Annotated in this window: 16 protein-coding genes; 3 read left to right on the top strand and 13 right to left on the bottom strand. The window is 70.3% G+C overall.

The annotated features are described in order from the left end of the window. Window positions 1-2: 2 nt before the first annotated feature. From mraY to ACLJPX_RS25585, 11 genes are all read right to left on the bottom strand, one after another. The gene (gene mraY / locus ACLJPX_RS25535; protein ID WP_076154832.1) at window positions 3-1,088 is read right to left on the bottom strand and encodes a phospho-N-acetylmuramoyl-pentapeptide-transferase; all 1,086 of its coding nucleotides are present in this window, start codon (window positions 1,086-1,088) and stop codon (window positions 3-5) included. Continuing rightward, entirely contained in the window at window positions 1,085-2,617 is a 1,533-nt protein-coding gene (locus tag ACLJPX_RS25540) for a UDP-N-acetylmuramoyl-tripeptide--D-alanyl-D-alanine ligase (protein WP_410602319.1), read from the bottom strand. Before ACLJPX_RS25540 ends, mraY begins: the two co-directional genes overlap by 4 nt. Then, on the bottom strand, window positions 2,614-4,119 hold the full coding sequence (locus ACLJPX_RS25545; protein ID WP_410602590.1) for a UDP-N-acetylmuramoyl-L-alanyl-D-glutamate--2,6-diaminopimelate ligase: 1,506 nt from the start codon (window positions 4,117-4,119) through the stop codon (window positions 2,614-2,616). The genes ACLJPX_RS25540 and ACLJPX_RS25545 overlap by 4 nt, the downstream gene beginning before the upstream one ends. Window positions 4,120-4,655: 536 nt before the next feature. Further along, entirely contained in the window at window positions 4,656-6,584 is a 1,929-nt protein-coding gene (locus ACLJPX_RS25550; protein ID WP_410602321.1) for a peptidoglycan D,D-transpeptidase FtsI family protein, read from the bottom strand. Beyond that, entirely contained in the window at window positions 6,584-7,291 is a 708-nt protein-coding gene (locus ACLJPX_RS25555; protein ID WP_410602323.1) for a hypothetical protein, read from the bottom strand. The genes ACLJPX_RS25550 and ACLJPX_RS25555 overlap by 1 nt, the downstream gene beginning before the upstream one ends. Next, window positions 7,288-8,247, bottom strand: a complete 960-nt coding sequence (gene rsmH, locus ACLJPX_RS25560) for a 16S rRNA (cytosine(1402)-N(4))-methyltransferase RsmH (protein WP_410602325.1) — start codon at window positions 8,245-8,247, stop codon at window positions 7,288-7,290. The genes ACLJPX_RS25555 and rsmH overlap by 4 nt, the downstream gene beginning before the upstream one ends. Window positions 8,248-8,451: 204 nt before the next feature. Then, window positions 8,452-8,883: a division/cell wall cluster transcriptional repressor MraZ gene (mraZ, locus tag ACLJPX_RS25565; RefSeq protein WP_076155107.1), complete on the bottom strand. Its 432-nt coding sequence runs from the start codon at window positions 8,881-8,883 to the stop codon at window positions 8,452-8,454. A 454-nt stretch (window positions 8,884-9,337) separates the two neighbouring features. After that, a complete protein-coding gene (locus tag ACLJPX_RS25570; RefSeq protein WP_410602328.1) occupies window positions 9,338-10,090 on the bottom strand; it encodes an ESX secretion-associated protein EspG in 753 nt (250 codons plus the stop codon). Beyond that, window positions 10,087-10,665, bottom strand: coding sequence for a PE-PGRS family protein (locus tag ACLJPX_RS25575; protein WP_101606339.1), 579 nt, complete (start codon window positions 10,663-10,665; stop codon window positions 10,087-10,089). Before ACLJPX_RS25575 ends, ACLJPX_RS25570 begins: the two co-directional genes overlap by 4 nt. A gap of 8 nt (window positions 10,666-10,673) precedes the next feature. Further along, window positions 10,674-11,162, bottom strand: a complete 489-nt coding sequence (locus tag ACLJPX_RS25580) for a DUF3558 family protein (protein WP_410602330.1) — start codon at window positions 11,160-11,162, stop codon at window positions 10,674-10,676. 58 nt (window positions 11,163-11,220) lie between these two features. Then, window positions 11,221-11,574, bottom strand: a complete 354-nt coding sequence (locus tag ACLJPX_RS25585; protein WP_410602332.1) for a hypothetical protein — start codon at window positions 11,572-11,574, stop codon at window positions 11,221-11,223. A 284-nt stretch (window positions 11,575-11,858) separates the two neighbouring features. On the opposite strand from ACLJPX_RS25585, the gene ACLJPX_RS25590 reads away from it, so the two are divergent. From ACLJPX_RS25590 to ACLJPX_RS25600, 3 genes are read left to right on the top strand one after another with little or no spacing between them, the layout of a single operon-like run. After that, complete coding sequence (locus ACLJPX_RS25590) at window positions 11,859-12,947, top strand: AAA family ATPase (RefSeq protein WP_410602334.1); 1,089 nt, start codon at window positions 11,859-11,861, stop codon at window positions 12,945-12,947. 18 nt (window positions 12,948-12,965) lie between these two features. Then, complete coding sequence (locus ACLJPX_RS25595; protein WP_410602336.1) at window positions 12,966-14,240, top strand: DUF58 domain-containing protein; 1,275 nt, start codon at window positions 12,966-12,968, stop codon at window positions 14,238-14,240. Beyond that, a complete protein-coding gene (locus tag ACLJPX_RS25600) occupies window positions 14,237-16,765 on the top strand; it encodes a DUF3488 and DUF4129 domain-containing transglutaminase family protein (RefSeq protein WP_410602338.1) in 2,529 nt (842 codons plus the stop codon). The genes ACLJPX_RS25595 and ACLJPX_RS25600 overlap by 4 nt, the downstream gene beginning before the upstream one ends. A 151-nt stretch (window positions 16,766-16,916) precedes the next feature. Here the strand turns inward: ACLJPX_RS25600 and ACLJPX_RS25605 are convergent, their stop codons facing one another. Both ACLJPX_RS25605 and dinB read right to left on the bottom strand, forming a co-directional pair. Continuing rightward, the gene (locus ACLJPX_RS25605; RefSeq protein ID WP_410602340.1) at window positions 16,917-17,333 is read right to left on the bottom strand and encodes a DUF3040 domain-containing protein; all 417 of its coding nucleotides are present in this window, start codon (window positions 17,331-17,333) and stop codon (window positions 16,917-16,919) included. A 197-nt stretch (window positions 17,334-17,530) separates the two neighbouring features. Further along, a complete protein-coding gene (dinB, locus tag ACLJPX_RS25610; protein WP_410602592.1) occupies window positions 17,531-18,748 on the bottom strand; it encodes a DNA polymerase IV in 1,218 nt (405 codons plus the stop codon). Window positions 18,749-18,836: the final 88 nt, after the last annotated feature.

Raw genomic sequence — 18,836 nt, forward strand, 5'->3', positions numbered from 1 at the left:
GCTTAACCCCCGAGACCGAGCTGTTCGCTGTAGAACAGGCCGAGACCGAACATGCAGCAGATGGCCGAGAGCAGCCAGAACCGGATGATGACCGTGGTCTCCGCCCAGCCCGCGAGTTCGAAGTGGTGATGGAACGGGGCCATCCGGAACAGCCGCCGCCGGGTCGTGCGGAACACCGCGATCTGCGCGACCACCGAGATCATCTCGACCATGAACAGACCGCCGATGACGATGGCGAGCAGTTCGGTGCGGGTGGTCATCGACAGACCGGCGACGAGGCCACCGAGGGCCAGCGAACCGGTGTCGCCCATGAAGATCTTCGCCGGTGCCGCGTTCCACCAGAGGAACCCGACACAGGCACCGGTCGCCGCCGCGGCCACCACGGCCAGGTCCAGCGGGTCACGGACGTCGTAGCAGGCGGCCTGCGGGGTGACCGCGCACGAGAGGCGGGTCTGCCAGAAGGCGATGACGACGTAGGTCGCCAGCACCATCGCCGCGGTGCCGCCCGCGAGACCGTCGAGGCCGTCGGTGAAGTTCACCGCGTTCGACCAGCCCGAGATGACGATGTAGCAGAAGATCACGAAGAACACCGACGGGAAGGTGATCAGCGCGAGGTCCCGCACGTAGGACAGGCTCTCCGACGCCGGGGTCAGCCCGCGCTCGTCGGCGAACTGCAGCGCCAGGATCGCGAATCCGATCGTGACCACCAGCTGGCCGACGAGTTTCGCGGTCTTGTTCAGCCCGAGGTTGCGCTGCTTGCGGATCTTGATGAAGTCGTCGAGGAATCCGACGATCCCGAGACCCACCGCCAGCGCGAGGACCAGCAGGCCCGAAGCGGACGGGCCGCCGGTGCCGTTGCCGCCGCTGAGCGAGCTGATCAGATGAGCCACGAAATACCCGACGACCATCGCGACGATGATCGCGACACCACCCATCGTCGGGGTACCGCGCTTGGATTTGTGTCCCTGCGGTCCTTCCTCCCGGATCTCCTGGCCGAAGCCCTGCCGGGAGAAGACCCGGATCAGATAGGGAGTGAGGAGGATGGAGACCAGCAGGCCCGCCGCGGCCGCGATCAGGATGCTGATCACGCGTCACCACCGTTCGAGCGTTCTTGAGAGGGGGAAGGGGCTACTTCAGGGGTTTCAACGTTCGTTGCGGGAGAGGCGAGCACGGCGTCGGCCACCCTCCACAGCGCGGCGGCCTTGGACGCCTTCACCAGCACCACGTCGCCCGCGCGGAGCTGATCATGCAGCAGGGCGATGGCGGCCTCGACGTCGGGTACCAGTACCGACTCCTCGCCCCAGGAACCCTCCTGCTGCGCGCCCTGGTGCGTGGCCGCGGCGGCCTGTCCGATGACCACGAGCTTGTCGATGTTGAGCCGGACGACGAGCCTGCCGATGCCGTCGTGCGCCGCGACCGAGTCCTCGCCGAGGTCGCCCATCACACCGAGCACCGCCCAGGAGCGGCGCTGCTCGCTCATCGACGCGAGTGCCTTGAGGGCGGCCCGCATCGACTCGGGGCTGGCGTTGAACGAGTCGTTGAGCACCGTGACGCCGTCGGCCCGGGTGCTGACCTCCATGCGGCGGTCCGAGCGCCGCTCGAGGCCCGACAGACGCGCCGCGATCTCCTCGGTCGTCGAGCCCATTTCCAGTGCCACGGCGGCGGCGCTGAGCGCGTTGCCGACTTGGTGCTCGCCGTAGAGCGGGAGCTTCACCGGCGCCTCGCCCTCCGGAGTGACCAGGCGGAACGACGGGCGTGCTTCGCCGTCGAGGGTGATGTCCACGGCGCGGACCTGCGCGGACTCGCTCTCGCCGACGAACACCACCCGCGCGCTCGTGCGGCTCGCCATCGCCGCGACGTACGGGTCGTCGAGGTTCAGCACGGCGACGCCGCCGTCCTCCGCGCTCGGCAGCGCCTCCACGAGCTCGCCCTTGCCCTTGGCGATGCCCTCGCGCGAGCCGAACTCGCCGACGTGCGCGGTGCCGACGTTGAGCACGACCCCGATCCGCGGCGGCGCGATGGCCGCCAGCTCGGCGATGTGGCCGGGCCCGCGGGCGGACAGCTCGAGCACCAGCTGCCGGGTCGAGGCGTCGGCCCGCAGCGCTGTCCAGGGGTGGCCCAGCTCGTTGTTGAACGATCCCGGCGGCGCGACCGTCGGGCCGAGCGGCTCCAGCAGCTGGGCGATGATGTCCTTGGTCGAGGTCTTGCCCGCCGAACCGGTGACCCCGACGACGGTCAGGTGGTCACTGGAAAGCTTCTGGATCACGTGGCGGGCGAGCTTGGCCAGCGCGGCCAGCACCGCGGCGCCCGCTCCGTCCTTGTCCGAGACCAGCGCGAACGCCCGATCATGGGCGACACCGGCGTCGAGCGGGGGCACGATCACGGCCGGGGCGTCGACCTCGCGGGCCGCGAGCACCGCGACGGCGCCGGACTCGACGGCCCTCGCGGCGAAGTCATGGCCGTCGACCTTGGCACCGGGCAGCGCGATGAACAGGCCACCTGGCGTGATCTCGCGGGTGTCGAATTCGACGCTTCCGGTGACCTCGGCGGTGCCGTCGGTCCGATGCAGCCTGCCGCCGACGATGCCGGCGATCTCGGCGAGGCTGAGCACGATCACACTGTCTCCAGACGTCTGCGGATGGCGGAGGCGAGCTCGTCCCGGTCGGAGAACGGGTGCACGACACCCTGGACCTCCTGGCCGGTCTCGTGGCCCTTGCCCGCGATGAGCACGATGTCCCCGGGGCGGGCGAGCTCGACCGCGTGGACGATGGCTTCCCGGCGGTCGGCGATCTCGAGGATCTCGCCGCCCAGCGCCGGTCCGGCGTTGCGGGCACCGGCCAGCATGGCCGCCCGGATCGCGGCCGGATCCTCCGAGCGCGGGTTGTCGTCGGTCACGATCAGCACCTCGCTGCGCCGGACCGCCGCCTCGCCCATCACCGGGCGCTTCGCGGTGTCACGGTCGCCGCCGCAGCCGAGGACGGTGATGATCCGGCCCTCGGTGCGGGCACGCAGCGCGTCGAGCCCCTGCGCGACCGCGGCGGGCTTGTGCGCGTAGTCGACCACCGCGGTGAAGGGCTGGCCGAGGTAGACCCGCTCCATCCGGCCCGGCACCTCGACCGAGGCGAGCCCGGCGACGATGGCTTCGAGCGGGACACCGGCGGTGTCGAGGATCGCGGCCGCGAGGACGGCGTTCGCCACGTTGAACTCACCCGGCAGCGGGATCTTCGCCGAAGCGGCGAGACCGCCGGGGCCGTGAAGGGTGAAGGTCTGCTCCCCCGCCGGGGTGGGCGTCAGGTCGGTGGCGCGCCACAGCGCGTCCGTTCCCGGCTCGGTGGAGACGGTCACCGTGTGCGGGGTGAGGAGTGCGTGGCCCCAGGCGCTGTCGACGACGACCACCTCGGCGGTGGAGCGGCCGTCGAACAGCAGCGACTTGGCGGCGAAGTACTCCTCCATGTCCTTGTGGAAGTCCAGGTGATCCTGGGAGAGGTTGGTGAAGGCACCGACCGCGAAGCGCGTGCCGTTGACCCGGCCCAGCGACAGCGCGTGGCTGGAGACCTCCATCGGGACGTGCGTGACCCCGCGCTCCACCATCACCGCCAGGAGCGCCTGCAGATCCGGCGCCTCGGGGGTGGTGAACCCGCTGGCCAGCCGCTCGCCCGCGATCCGGGTCTCGACCGTGCCGATCAGCCCGGTGGTGAGCCCGGCCGCCTTGAGCCCGGCGTCGACCAGGTACGAGGTCGTGGTCTTGCCGGACGTCCCGGTGATACCGAGGACGGACAGCTCCAGCGACGGCTCGCCGTAGATCCAGGCGGCGATCTCGCCGAGCGCCGCCCGCGGGTCCGGGTGCACCAGGATCGGCACGCCGGCGTCACGGAGCACCGGACGCCCGGCGCCCGCCTCGTCGGTGAGCACCGCGGCCGCGCCGGAGGCGATGGCCTGGTCGCTGAAGTCCGCGCCGTGGGCGCGGGCACCGGGAAGCGCGGCGAAGAGGTCTCCGGGGAGGACGTGCTGCGCGCGAAGCGTGCTTCCCGTGACCGTCAGCTCGGCCGCGGACGGGTAGTCGTCACCGCCCACCACGAGCCGCGCGCCCGCCCTGGCGAGCAGCGTGCCCAGCGGCATCGGCTCGATCCTGGCCGGACGAGGGGGTGCGGCGACGGCCTTGACCGGGCTGTCCGGGACCTGGGCAGCCGTCGCGCCGGACCCGCTTTCGACGGCGGGACCGCTGCGGGGATCTGAAGTAGGCACCGACACAGCAAAGGAGGTTACCGGCGCGGCATTCGGGTGACGGAAGCGGTGCGGGGTGTGAGCGCGGTGATCATGCTCGTGGTAATGGGTTTCATGAGCTCTCCTTGGCACGCAACGGCTTCCGACTGTCGCTTGAGGACTTCGGCGGCGAGCGGCGCCGGCGTTTCGGGCGGTGCCCGGTGCGGGGACCCGTTCACGCACAGCGACGACCGCGCTCTCTGATGCCGTGCCGACCGGGCATGACGCGAAAGCCACTTTCGCAACGTTGAAAGTTGCGAAAGTGGCTTTCGCAACGCGGGTGCCGGGCCGCTCAGCCGGGGTGACCGAAGCCGGCTCTCGCGTGACCGAAGCCGGATCTCACGTGTCTCCGGACGGATGAGCGAGTCCCGGCTCCCATCACGCGTGGTCCGTCAGGAAAGCACCAGCGGCACCTGAGGCGTGGGACCGTCCGAAAGCGGGATCTGGAACCGCTGCGCCAGGTAGGCGGCCACCGAGTGGAACAGCGGCGCGGACGAGCCGCCGCCCGGCAGCGAGGTGTCCGGCGCGTCGAGCCGGATTCCGACCACGAACCGCGGGTTGTCGGCGGGCAGGATCCCGGCGAAGGTGATGTTGTACAGATGGTTGCTGTACGTCTTCGTCTGCGGGTCGACCTGCTGGCCGGTGCCCGTCTTGCCCGAGATCTGGTAGCCCTCCAGCGCTGCCTTCGGCCCGGTGCCGCTCTGCTGCCCGCGGCCGCTCTGCGTCACGGCGCGCATCATGTCGCGTACGGTCTTCGCCGCCTGCGGGCTGATGACCTGCACGGTCTTCGGCGCCGGTTCGGGGACGACGGTCCCGTCCGGGTTGACCTTCGCCTTCACCACGCGGGGTTCCACGCGCAGCCCGTCGTTGGCGATGGCCTGGTACATCCCGGCCATCTGCACGACGGTCATCGAGAGCCCCTGCCCGATCGGCAGGTTCCCGAAAGTCGTGGCGTACCACTGGTTGCGCGGCGGGACGACGCCCGGGCTCTCGCCGGGGAGGCCGAGACCGGTGCGCTGGCCGAGACCGAACTTCTTGAGCAGGTCCGCGTAACGGTCCTCGCCGAGCTTCTGTGCCAGCAACAGGGTGCCGACGTTCGAGGACTTCGCGAAGATGCCGGTGGTGGTGAACTGCTGCGCCCCGTGGTGCCAGGCGTCCTTGACGATCTTGTCCGCGACCTGCAGCGAACCCGGCACCGACATCGACGACTCCGGCGTGGTGACGCCCTGGTCGATCGCGCCCGCGGCGGTGACGATCTTGTTCACCGAACCGGGTTCGAACGGCGTGGTCACCGCGCGGTTGTTCAGGTTCTCCGTCTCACTGCGCGAAGCCGGGTCGTTGAGGTTGACCGTCTTGTCGTTGGCCAGCGCGTAGACCTCGCCGGTCTTCGCGTCCATGATGACCGCTTGGCCGCCCTTGGCCTTCGACTTGACGACGTACTCGCTCAGCTGCCGCTGCAGTTCGTACTGCAGGTCGGTGTCGATCGTCAGCTGCAGATCCGAACCGGGGACGGCGTTCTGGATGTCCCGCTCGGTACCGGGGATGACAAGGTTGTCGTTGCCGTTCCGGGTGTTGACGATCTTGCGGCCCGGCGTTCCGGCGAGGTCGTTGTCCCGCGAGGCTTCGAGGCCGTAGCCGCCGTGCAGGTTGTGCTTGGAGATGTCCTTGTCGTCGGTCCGCCAGTTCGCGAAGCCGATGATGTTCGCCCCGACCGAGTCTCCGGGGTACTCCCGCTTCGAGCGCTTCTCGACGCTGATCCACGGGTATTCCTTGACGATCGAGTCGGCGACCGACGGTTCGATGTCGTGGACCAGGTAGGTGAACGCGTCCGGCTTGTGGAACTTGTCCAGCAGGTCCTTCTCGGTGATCACCCCGGGCAGCTTGGCCGCGATCAGCTTCGCCGCGCCCGCCACCTCGGTCTCGAAGTTCTTGCCCTTGGCCGGGTTCTTCGCGGCGAAGTCGTCCATGGTCTTGTGGAGCCAGTTCAGGCTCACCGCGAGGGTCCGCACCTCGATGCTGAACGCGATCTTCGTCCCGTTGCGGTCCATGATGGACCCACGCTGCGCGGGACTTTCGATCACGGACGTCCGCTGCCGTTCCGCTGCTTCGGACAGCGCACCGGCCTCGAACCACTGCACCTGCACCAGTTTGAGGCCGGCCAGCACCATCATGATGATCAGCAGGATCCGGACGCCGGTGAACCGGCTCGGGTTCCCTCCGTTGCCCCGCCGGGCGGTGGCGCGGCGGGTCCCGGCGGCGTAGGTCCGCCGCGCGCTCCCCGCCGACCGGGCCCGTGCCTGCGCCGGGCGGCCGGGTGGCATCACTGACCTCCCTGCGCCGGGGTCGCCGCGTTCTCCTGCGGGACCGCGGGCAGGTCGCCCTCGATCGGCGCGCCTTGCTGCGTCCCCTCGGCGGGCGGCACCGGATCGGCCTGTGCCGCGGGCGTGTCGGCTTCCGCCTTCTTCGGCTCACCGACCACAGTGGACTGTCCATCCGGACCGACCACGAGGTGTGCGGGGTCGCCGCCGGGCACCATGCCCTGCTCCCTGGCCTTGGGCGCGAGGGAAGCGGGCGACTCGGCCTTCGCGACCTCGCGCTGCAGCCGTTCCTTCGCCTCGGCGAGCCCGGCGTTGGTCGTGCGAAGCTGTTCGAGCCGGTACGAGTCGGCGATGGCCTGCGTGGTCAGCCACAGCGTGCACGCCACGCCGACGGCCAGCATGCCCATCATCATCAGCACGAACGACGCGCGCGAACGCGGCCAGCGCAGCTTGAGCTTCTTCCTCGGCTCGGCCTTGCCCGCGCCGCCTTCTGCGTCGGGACGGTTGCGCTGCTGGTCGCGCTGCAGCAGATCCGCGCGCTGGGCGCGGCGGGCGTAGGCGCGTTCGGCCGCCGACGTCCGGCCGCGGGAAGCGCGGGTGGACGTCGTGGTCTCGGTGGTGTCCGGCGTCTCGTCGACCGTGCTGGTCGCGCGGGCACGCCGTCCGGGCGCCGGTGTCCGGCGGCCGCGGGACTTCGCGGGAGCGGTCATCGTGCTCGGTCTCCGATCCGTTCGGCGGCTCGCAGCCGCACGGAGGCGGCCCGTGTGTTCAGCTCGGTCTCCGCCTCGCCGGCCTTCTCGGCCCCTCTGGTGAGCAGTTTCAGTTCCGGGCCGTGGCCCGGCAGTTCCACCGGAAGCCCTTCCGGGGTCCGGGATTTCGCCAGTTCCGCGAGTGCCTGTTTGACCAGGCGGTCCTCGAGGGACTGATAGGACTCGACGACGATGCGGCCGCCGACGGCCAGCACCGACAGCGCCCGCGGCATCGCCCGCCGCAGCACTTCCAGCTCGCCGTTGACCTCGATCCGCAACGCCTGGAAGGTGCGCTTCGCCGGATGCCCGCCGGTGCGCCTGCTCGCCGCGGGAACCGCGTCGTACAGCAGTTCCACCAGCCGTCCGCTGCGCGTGAAAGGTTCCTTCTCACGTTCCGCCACAACGGCTTTGACGATCCGCTGGGCGAACCGTTCCTCGCCGTAGTCGCGCAGGATCCTGATCAGCTCGCCCGGCGGGTAGGTGTTGAGCACGTCGGCCGCGGTGATCCCGGTGGTCGGGTCCATCCGCATGTCGAGCGGGGAATCCTTGGAGTAGGCGAAACCACGCTCGGCGCGGTCCAGCTGCATCGAAGAGACACCGAGGTCGAACAGGATCCCGTCCACTCTGGACAGTCCGAGACCTTGGAGCGCCGACGGCATCTCGTCGTAGACGGCGTGCACGAAGTCGACGCGATCCCCGTGCGGCGCAAGCCGTTTCGCGGAGAGTTCCAGCGCGTTGGGGTCCCGGTCGAGCGCGACCAGGCGCAGTGCGGGGAACGCGGTGAGCAGCGCGTCGGAATGACCGCCGAGTCCGACGGTCGCGTCGACCAGCACGGCCTCGCGGTCGGAGAAGACCGGCTCGAACAGTTCGACGATGCGCTTCAGCAGCACCGGAACGTGCTCGTGTTCGTCTGCCATGTCTTCCCCCCTTTCCTGTAGTGCCGGGGAAGATGCCGGATGCCGTCAGGTCCCTGTCCGCCCGCTTACTGACCTGGTACCGGGGAAGGTGTACCAGGGCCACTGAGCGGACAGAGGCCTCACGGCATCCGTGTGGGCGGTTTCCGGCGTGTCCGAAGCAGGAACCCGCGCCCCCCGACGGCGTGGGTGCTTCCTCGGTCACGTCTAGAAGACGCCCGGCAGAACTTCCTCTCGAGCCTTCGCGTAGCTGTCTTCGTGTTCGTCCAGGTAGCCCTGCCACGCTTGGGCATCCCAGATCTCCAACCTGGTGATCGCCCCGATCACCACGCACTCCTTGTTCAACCCGGCGTAGCGCCGGAGCTCGGACGCGATCGCGACACGTCCTTGCCCGTCCGGGCGTTGTTCGTCCGTCCCGGCGAAGAGATAACGCTGGTAGGCCCGGACCGCCTCGTTCGTGAACGGGGCGTCGGCGACCTTCCTCGCCATCTGCTCGAACTCGGCCCGGGGAAAGACGAAGAGACAGTGATCCTGTCCCTTGGTGACCATCAGCCCACCGGCGAGCGCGTCGCGGAACTTCGCGGGCAGCGTGAGCCGCCCTTTGTCGTCCAATTTCGGGGTGTGGGTGCCGAGGAACATCGGCTCCACCTCCCTACCGACTTCGGCTGTGAACAACCAATGCCGGTCACGGGGCTCCCTACTGCCCCACTGCGCACCACCGTACCCCACTTTTCACCACAGTCAACGCGTCAAAAGCCGCGACCACTCCGTCGTGTCAGGCGTTTTCGCTGGTCAGCCAGGTGGGGCCAGGTGGGGGCGCGGTGGGGGACGGTGGCCAAGATCCCCCTGGGCGGGTATCGAAGCAACCTCACCGATGCCTGATGCGTCCGGTTATCGGCAGCCGGAACCCTGTTGTGGGGCGAAGTGGGGGCGAAAGTGGGGAATCCGGTGGGGAGCGGTGGGGACACTGTGGAGGGTGACGTCGGTTCATCCCATGAAATGTCGACAAAGGACTGCTGACAGCGGAAGTCCGTGAAGGCCTCCTTCCCTACCCTCACGGTAGGGAAGGAGGCCTTCACGGACTTCGAAAGACCTAGCGGTCAGGGTCCAGTAGCGAAGCCAGCCGCGCGGCCAGCCGGGGACCGTCCACAGGGGACACGGTGACCCAGGCCTGCCCGCCGCGCCCCTCGGTCCGCGCGGCGCAGTACGCGCCGACGTCGGTGTCGAACCAGGTCAGCCCGCCCGCCCGGTGCGCCCGGCCGTCGCGGTCCCGGGTCCGCACGGTGAACTGGCCCGCGCTGTAGACCGGCCGCGCCTGGATCGCGAGCACCTCGCGCAGCTGATCGTCCGAAGCCGACGATCGTCCGCCGTCGCCGAACACCGGGTCTTCCAGGTCACCGTCGAAGCGCGCCGCGGGCAGGCTGATCCCATAACCGGGGCCGGGCCGCAGCTCCGGCAGGACGTCGACGATCGCGGCGAACACCTCGCCGTCGCCGATCCCGGACAGCGCGATGGTCTGTTCGGGCTGGGTGGCCAGCACGCCGTGCCGTCCGCGCGCGGCCGCGACGGCGCGAAACGGCGCTTCGGCCGTCATGTCGGCCAGGGCCTCACATTCGACGTAGACGTCGGCGCGCGCGAGGAGGTCCAGCCGCGCCTCCAAGGCGGCATCGAGCCGATCTCCGTCATAGAGGCCGCGTTCGGCGAGGTTTTCGTAGACCGCGCCGCGGATCTCCGCGCGTTCCGCTTCCGTGCCGCCGACACTGCGGACGGACAGCGGCCATGGCGGGGCCGCGTGGCCGAGATCGGACCAGAGGACATCGAACGCCGACGCGGAAACCCGGATCAAGACCGCCCCAGCTCGGGCGGCTTCCCGAACGAGATCCGCGGGGTCAGCGAATGCAGTGAGGCGTCGCGGGTGTTCATGACGTCGACGGCCTTGCGCCTCGCCGCTTCGGCCTCCGCGTGCTTGGCCTCCATCTCGTCGGCGAGCGCGGCGAGAAGCGCGAGGTTCCCGCCCGCCGCGGCGCCGCGGATCATCGCGCCGGGGTCGTAGTCCACCGGCGGCGGCATGTCCGCGCGGGCGCGCGCGGCCGCCTCGGCCTGTCCGGAGACGGCCTGCCCCAGCGCGGACGAGAGATCGGCGGACCAGGTCAGCCAGCCGGACGCCGTGGACAGCACGCCGCGGAGCGCGTCACCCGCTTCACCGCGCCAGTTCTCCTCACTACTGCTGACCAGCCCGGCCAGTTCGGACGTCGCGTCGTGCATCCGCCGCGCGAGCGCGTCCCAGGCGGCACCGATGCCGCCGGCCGCCTCGGGGTCGTTGCCCGCTTCGACTTCGGCGGCCAGTGCCTCGTGGCTGTAGGCCTCGTACCGCGTGGCCGCGACCGGGACCTCGCGGCCCGGCGTCTCTCCTTCAGGCACCGATTCTCCTAAGGCAGTTTGGGTTCGGCCAGTCCCGCCACCGTCACCGCGCGCTCGCAGGCGAGCGGGGTGTCGGTGAAGTTCGTGTTGCTCACGTCGATCTGGACGCTCGCCTTGTCCCCCATGCCGAGCAGGACCGCGCAGGTCCCGTCGGCGGCCTTCTTGTCCGCGACCTTGAGCGCCTCCCGGTCGCCGACCTTGGTCCTGGTGGCGGTCTTGCGCGCGATCTCGAGGTCCGCCAGCCCGTTCTTCTCGTCCACGGTGATGGTGACGCCGAAGGTGGCGGGCACCGTCCAGTCGCAGGCGCGGGCGCCGTTGATCTCCTTCGGGACACCGAGCACGTTCAGGCCGGCACTCGACCGGTCCCGCGGGCCGAGCAGCGCGCAGGGATCCAGCACGGCGGGCGGCAGCGTGCCCTGGACCGAAGCTCCGGCGACCACCTTCTCGGTGCTCGGAACCTGCGCCTGGCCTGCGGCTCCTTGCCCACAGGCGGACACTGTGAGGACGGTGAGCGCGCCACAAAGGGCGAGAAGGGGGACACGGGACGCCATGGGTTCAGCCGCCGACACAGTCCACATCCGCCGCCGCTTGTTCATCCTGACGGGTGTACCGGGCCAACGCCTTCTCGATCCGGTTCTTGAGCGCCTCGAGCTCCTTGCCGAAGGCGGTGAGCGCCTCGACCGCGGAGCCGTCGGCACCGATCCCGTACTGCGCCATGAACCGGCCGACCTCGTCCGCGTATCCCCCGCCGAGGGGAACCGTGCGACCGAGCACCTTGGCCTCGCGGACCATCTGGCCGACCACGTCCTGCAGGGCGGAGATCTTCACGTGGGCGTCGGACGCCAGCTCCGGGGCGACCGCGAACCCGCTCAGATCGAACCGGGGTTTGGCGGTACTCACCTCGCTCATATGCGATTACGCCTCTCCGTAGTCGAGCGACCTCGCAACGGAGCATACGACAAAACCGCGTGTCAGCGGGAGCACCTGAAAACGCGCTCACCTCACCCGATCGAGGTAAGGTCTCCGGTTGCACAGAGTCATCGGCCGGGGTTGGCGGGGTTCCCCCCACGAGTTCGCCCGAGTTTGACACACTTCGTGGGAGGCTGACCGCTGCCCGGGGGACCACCCGGGTGAGAAAAGCTGGCCCTCAGCAGACCAAGCGGACATCCAGCCACGCGGCATCAGGAGGTCGAGTGACGTCGAGAATCCAGTCTGCGACGCCCGGCGAACAGCAGGGCGAGCAGGCAACCGGGCAAGCGCCGTACCCCACGGCAGCGGGCTCGGTGAGCGGCCGTCAGAACGGCCGTGCGAGCAGAGCGTCCCTCGACGAACTGCACGAAACGGCGCGGCGGATCGCCGCCAACGTGGAGCGGGTACTGGTCGGCAAACCCGACGTCATCCGCATCGCGCTCGTGACCCTGCTCGCCGAAGGCCACCTCCTGGTCGAAGACGTCCCCGGGGTCGGCAAGACCTCGCTGGCGAAGGCGCTGGCCCGCTCGATCGACTGCACCGTGAGCCGGATCCAGTTCACCCCCGACCTGTTGCCCAGCGACGTCACCGGGGTGTCCATCTACAACCGGCAGAGCGGCGGGTTCGAGTTCCGGCCCGGCCCGGTGTTCGCGAACATCGTGGTCGGCGACGAGATCAACCGCGCCTCGCCGAAGACGCAGTCGGCCCTGCTCGAATGCATGGAAGAGCACCAGGTCACCGTCGACACCTCGACGTACCACCTCGAAGAGCCGTTCATGGTGATCGCCACCCAGAACCCGATCGAGATGGAGGGCACCTACGCGCTGCCCGAGGCCCAGCGGGACCGGTTCACCGCGCGGGTGTCCATCGGCTACCCCGACCAGCAGGCCGAACTGGCCATGGTCGACGAGCACGCCGGGCACAACCCGCTCGCCGATCTCGAGCCCGTGTCCGACCGCGACTCGGTGCAGCGGCTGATCGAGACGGTGCGCTCGGTGCACATGTCGCCGGAGATCCGCCGGTACGCCGTCGAGCTAGTGTCCGCGACCCGTCAGGTGCCGGAGATCCGCCTCGGCGCTTCCCCGCGCGCCACCCTGCAGCTGGTCCGCGCCGCCCGGGCGCAGGCCGCGCTTTCGGGCCGCGAGTTCGTCGTCCCGGACGACCTGCACACGGTCGCGGTCCCGGTGCTGGCGCACCGGATGGTGCTCACCACCGAAGCGCACGCCGCCCGGCGTTCCGCCACCGACGTGGTCCGCGCGATCCTGCACCGCGTTCCCGTCCCGCAGGGCTCCCCGGGCACGAACCACCGCTGACGTTAGGGAAAACAGCGCATGCTGCGTGCTCTGTCCGGCCTGACCACACGCGGCCGCTGCCTCCTCGCCGCCGGCGTCGCCGCGGCGGTGTGCTCGTTCGTGCTCAACGAACGGGACCTGTTGCGCGTCGCGATCTTCGTCGTCGCCCTGCCGTTGCTGGTCGCCTTCTTCATCTCGGCGACCCGGCTGCGGCTGGGCGCGGCGCGCGCGCTGCGCCCGGACCGGGTCTCCGTCGGCTCGCCCGGCGAGGTCCAGCTCGAACTCTGGCGTGACGGCAGGCTCCCGGCGGGTGAGGTGCTGCTCGAAGACGGCGTGCCCTACGCGCTCGGTTCGCGGCCGCGGTTCGTCGTCGAGCGGCTGCCGCACGACCGGCGGGTCGCGCTGCGGTACCCGCTGCAGCCGGTGCTGCGGGGGATCCAGCAGGTCGGCCCGCTGCGGGCGACGATCACCGACCCGTTCGGGCTGTGCGAGTTCGAACGCGAGCTGATCGGGCATTCGCGGCTGGTCGTCGTGCCGAAGGTGGTCGGCTTGTGGGGCCTGCCCAGCGGCGCCGGGATCGGCGCCGGTGACGACGGCAGCATCCGCCTGCACGCCGGACAGGGCGAGGCGGACGTGATCGTCCGGCAGTACCGCCAGGGCGACGACCTGCGGAAGGTCCACTGGCGCTCGACCGCCCGCCGCGACGAGATCATGGTCCGCGTCGAGGAGCGGCCGTGGCGAGGCGGCACCACGGTGCTGCTGGACCACCGCGCGGCCGCGCACCACGGCACCGGTCCCGCCGCGAGCCTCGAATGGGCCGTTTCGTTCGCCGCTTCGGTCGGGCTGCACCTGCGCCGCTCCGGTCACCGCGTCCGGCTGATCACCGAACACGGCCAGACCCTGGCCGACACCCCCGGTGAGGGTGGCGAGCACTACGACAACGTCGTGCTCGACGTCCTCGCCGCACTCCAGCCCGCGCACCAGCGCGACATCACCCTCGGCCACGACCCGGCCGAAGGACAGGAACTCATCGCCGTGCTCGGCACCGTCAGCAACGAATCCGTGCACGAGCTGTCCCGGTACCGCCCGCGCGGGATCCGGAGCCTCGCCGTGCTGCTCGACACCCCCGGCTGGTCCTCGGGCGTCAACCGGCCCGAAACCCGTGCCGCCGCCACCGAAGAGTCGGCGGCGCTGCTGCGCGCCGCGGGCTGGGGCGTCGTCGTCGCCGGCCCCGGGTCGCCCATGCAGCAGGTCTGGGCCGAACTGTGCCAGACCGCCATGCGCCGGGGCACGCTGATCGGAGGCGGCCTGTGACCGCGACCGCGCCGCCCCTGCCGCACACCCCCAAGCCTCGTCCCGAAGCGCCACCGCCGGTCTGGACGAGCAGCGTGCTCGCGCCGATCGCCGCCGGGCTCGCCACGCTCTTCGCCTCCACCTCGCTGACCGGGGTCGTCAACGGCTGGGCCTGGTTCGGCTACCTGCTGGTCGCGGTGGTCCTGATCGCCTCCACCGGGCTCGCCCTGCGCTCGCTGCGCGCGCCGACCATCGTCGTCGGCCTGGCGCAGCTGCTGGTGCTGCTGTTCCTGATCACCGGAGCGTTCACCACCAGCGGGATCCTGAAGATCATCCCCGGCCCGGACGCGCTCGAAGAACTGCGCGGCGTGCTCGCCGCGGCGGCCGAGCAGATCCGCGTCGGACTGCCGCCGATCGAGGGCACGCCGCCGATCCTCTGCCTGGTCACCATCGCGATCGGCCTGGTCGCGGTGCTGGTCGACACCTTGGCCGTGGCCGCCGCCGCGCCCGCCGCGACCGGCCTGGTGCTGCTGTGCGTGTACGCCGTGCCCGCCGCGCTGGCCGAGGAAATGCTGCCGTGGTGGACGTTCCTGCTCGGCGCCGCCGCGTTCGCCGCGCTGCTCGCCGTCGACGGCAACCACCGGCATCGCCGCTGGCGCAACCGGGACGCGCCCGGACTGGGCAACTCGGCGAGCACGCTGTCCGCCCCCGTCGGCGTGGTGAGCGCCGCGATCGCGCTGGGCCTGGTCATCGGCGCGGCCGCCACCGGTGTCGGCACGGTCGGCAGCCTTCCCGGCGGGACCGGCTCGGGCCGCGGTGGCGCGGGCGGGTTCGGCGTCGAGCCGTTCACGCAGCTGCGCGGCCTGCTCGACCAGGGCGAGAAGGTGGAGCTGTTCAAGGTCTACGGGATGGGCGCGGACAAGCGGCTGCTGCGCGCGTTCACCCTCGACACGTACACGCCGAACAAGGGCTGGGGGCTGGCGCAGAACGGCCGCGCCCAGCAGGGAGTGCAGGCCAACCAGCCGCTTCCGGCCGTCAAGGGCGACGACGGTGCCGGTCCCGGGCGCGAGATCCGGATCGAACCGACGAACTGGGTCGACAACTGGCTGCCGATCTACGGTGTGCCGCGGACGCTCAACGGGCTGGCCGACAACTGGCTGTACGACCCCGTCGGCGGTGCCGTGTTCACCACGACCAAGCAGAACGCGCCCGCCTACACCGAGACCGCGGCGATCAAGGAACCGTCGAAGGACGAACTCCGGCTCGACGACGCCCGGCTGGCCGAGGTGCCGCCGCAGTTCACCCTGGTCGAGAACGTCGACCCCCGGGTGACCGCGAAGGCCAAGCAGATCACGGAGAACGAGTCCAACAACTTCGACAAGGCCCAGGCGATCTGGTCGTTCTTCACCGCGCAGAACGGCTTCGTCTACGACACCAAGACCGCCGACGCCACCGACTCCGACGCGCTCGCCGACTTCATCCTCAACGGCAAACGCGGGTTCTGCGAGCAGTTCGCGTCCGCGATGGCCGTGATGCTGCGGGCGGTCGGCATCCCGTCGCGGGTCGCCATCGGCTTCACCTCCGGGACACCGAAGGGCGATCACCTCTCGATCAGCTCCGAGGACGCCCACGCGTGGGTCGAGGTCTACTTCCAGACGAAGGGCTGGGTCAGCTTCGACCCGACCCCGCTGGTCGACGGTCGCGCGGTCGTCCCGCCGTACCTGCAGACGGACACGAGCAGCTCCGCGACCAACGACACCCAGGAAGTCCCGAGCGCGCCGGCGTCGAGCGCCCCCGCGACCGGCACCCCCCGCGACCCGGGCGCGGATCCCGGCGCGGACGGCGGCGCGGACCAGCAGGAGGAAGAGCCGCTGTGGCCCGCCATCCTCGCCGGTCTTCTCGGCGGCTTGGCGGCCGCGCTGTCCGTGGTCGTCATCGTGCGGTCGCGGTTGAGATACCGGGCGCTCCTGCGCTCGTCGCCTTCGCCGTCCCGCGAACCGGACTCGCCCACCGCGGTCCGTGAAGGCAGTGGGTTCCTGGACAACCCGAACGTGACGAACTGGCTGCCCCTGATCGCGATCGGGTTGTGGGTGGGGGCGTTCGCGTTCCTGGCGGCGTGGGTGTCGTGGTGGTTCGCGCTGGCCGTGGTGGTCGTGCTCGGCGGGCTCGGCACGCCGACCACGATCCGGGAGATCAAGCGGCGGCTGCGACTGCAGAAGATCGCGTCCCACTCCCCCGCCGCCGCCGACGCGGCCTGGCGTGAACTGATGGACGAGTGCGCGGACCGCGGCCTGCCGCTCTCCGACGGCGACACGGTGCGCGTGGCGGGCCGGAAGGTCGTCGAGAAGCACCGTCTGGACGAAGAGGGCCGCTCCGGCCTGCGGACGGTCATCGGCGTCGTGGAGAAGTCCTGGTACTCGGACCAGCCCCCGGACGACCAGGAGCTGGGCCCGGCCTTCGACGAGGTCCGCAAGAGCCTGAAGCGGAACGCGCCCATGTCCTGGAAGGGCCGCCTGTTCCCGCGGTCGCTGCGGCGAGGCAAGTAGACGGCGTGAAGGGCGCTTTCCCCGCATGGGATGCGGGGAAAGCGCCCTTCACCGCGTCCGATGCGGGTATGGGCCCCTTCCGCTCCAGCTCTCACACACGCGAACATGCCGACGGGGCCGTGCCCCGTCGGCATGTTCGCGTGTGTGAGAGCTACTGCTCCTCGAAGCGCTGGCGGAAACGCTCTTCCATGCGCTGGGTGAAGGAGCTGCGGCGCGGGGACGACTTGCCGCCGCCACCTCCGCCTGCCCCTTGGCCAGCGCTGTCCTTACCGCCTTCCGTTTCGGCTCCTTGCCGAATCGACGTGACGGCCAACATGACTCCGAAGAACATCACGAGGAACCCGAGCACGCTGATCACTGGGATCTCGGCCACCCGGATGTTGACCACCACGCCGAGCACCAGAAGTGCGACGCCCACTACGAACAGGGCGATGCCCTGCAAACGCCGTCGGCGGGCGGGGCGGCGCAACCGGGTGCCTCGCACCGTGGATGCGAACTTGGGGTCCTCGGCATAGAGCTCGCGCTCGATCTGATCGAGCAGCCGCTGCTCATGCTCGGAGAGTGGCATCTTTCCTCCTCCGGCACAGCTGTCGCGGGCGCCGGGCCGCGCAACGTCATGGACCCAACAGACAACCCCAGGCGGGGTGTCTCTGTCCAGGATACGAGCCCCGCGCTCGTCCGACTACCCGATCCCGTATCCAGAAGGGATCGAATTGGGCGAAACCACCCGACTCGGCTCTCTGGAAGACGGCCGAACAGGCAATGTCACTGGTCACGGGGGGTCAGCAGTGACGCGGGCCGCACCGCCGCGGCGCCGAACTTCGACCGTGCGACGTCGGCGGCGACTTCCGCATCCCGCCAACGGGGTTCGGGTGAGTCGAAAAGTAGCTGTTCTCCGCTACTCTCCGTGTTCAATCCCTCGACTCTTACGCCGATCAGGCGGACTGCGCCCGACGGCGCGTGCTCGGCGAGGAGTTCGACGGCGGTGCGGTGGATGTCGCGGGCCACATCCACCGGGACGGCGGTCGTCCTGGCGCGCGTGATGGTCTTGAAATCCGCGAACCGGACCTTGATCGACACCGTCCGCCCGCGCAGCCCCCGGCGGCGCAGGGTGGCCGCGACGCGCTCCGAGAGCCGGAGCAGTTCCAGCCCGAGCGCCGAGCGGTCGTGGAGGTCGACGTCGAAGGTCACTTCGGCGCCGATCGACTTGTCCGGCGTCTCCGGGACCACCTCGCGCTCGTCGTGCCCGTTCGCGAGCGCGTAGAGGTGATCCCCCAGCGCCCGCCCGAGCGAACGCCTCAGCCTGGACAACGGCGCGGCGGCGAGGTCGGCGATCGTGTCGAGGCCCTGCTGCCGCAGCTGCTCCTCGGTGCGCTTGCCGACGCCCCACAGCGCCGACACCGGCAACGGATGCAGGAACGCGAGCGTCTCGGCCGCCGGGACGACGACCATGCCGTCCGGTTTCGCCATCCCGGACGCCAGCTTCGCGACGAACTTGATCTTCGCGACGCCGACCGAGCAGCTGATCCCGAACTCGGCGGCGACCCGCTCCCGGATCACCGCGCCGAGCCGCGCCGGCGACGAGTCCAGCCGTTTGAGCGCCCCGCTGACGTCCAGGAAGGCCTCGTCCAGGCTCAGCGGCTCCACCAGCGGCGTCAGCTCGCGGAAGATCCCCATGACGCCCTTGGACACCTCGCCGTAGAGCCCGGGCGTCGGGGTGATGCAGATCAACTGGGGGCAGAGCCGCTTGGCCGTCGAGAACGGCATGGCCGACCGGACGCCGAACTCGCGCGCCGCGTAGCTCGCGGCCGCCACGACCGACCTCGGACCGCCACCGGAGACGACCACCGGCTTGTCCGCCAGCTCCGGGCGCGTGCGCAGCTCACACGACACGAAGAAGGCGTCCATGTCGACGTGCAGCAGGCCGCATCCGGTGTCGTCCGGCCAGGTGGTGGCCCCGGTGGTGACCCGGTAGCGGCTCATCCCACCGGGCAGTTCGGCATTTCGTCCCACGGGTGGACGCTAGCCGGGACCACCGACAGTTCCCGCCGCCGTGTGACATGAAAGGCCC

Source organism: Amycolatopsis sp. lyj-90 (genome assembly GCF_046549035.1).
Classification (GTDB): domain Bacteria; phylum Actinomycetota; class Actinomycetes; order Mycobacteriales; family Pseudonocardiaceae; genus Amycolatopsis.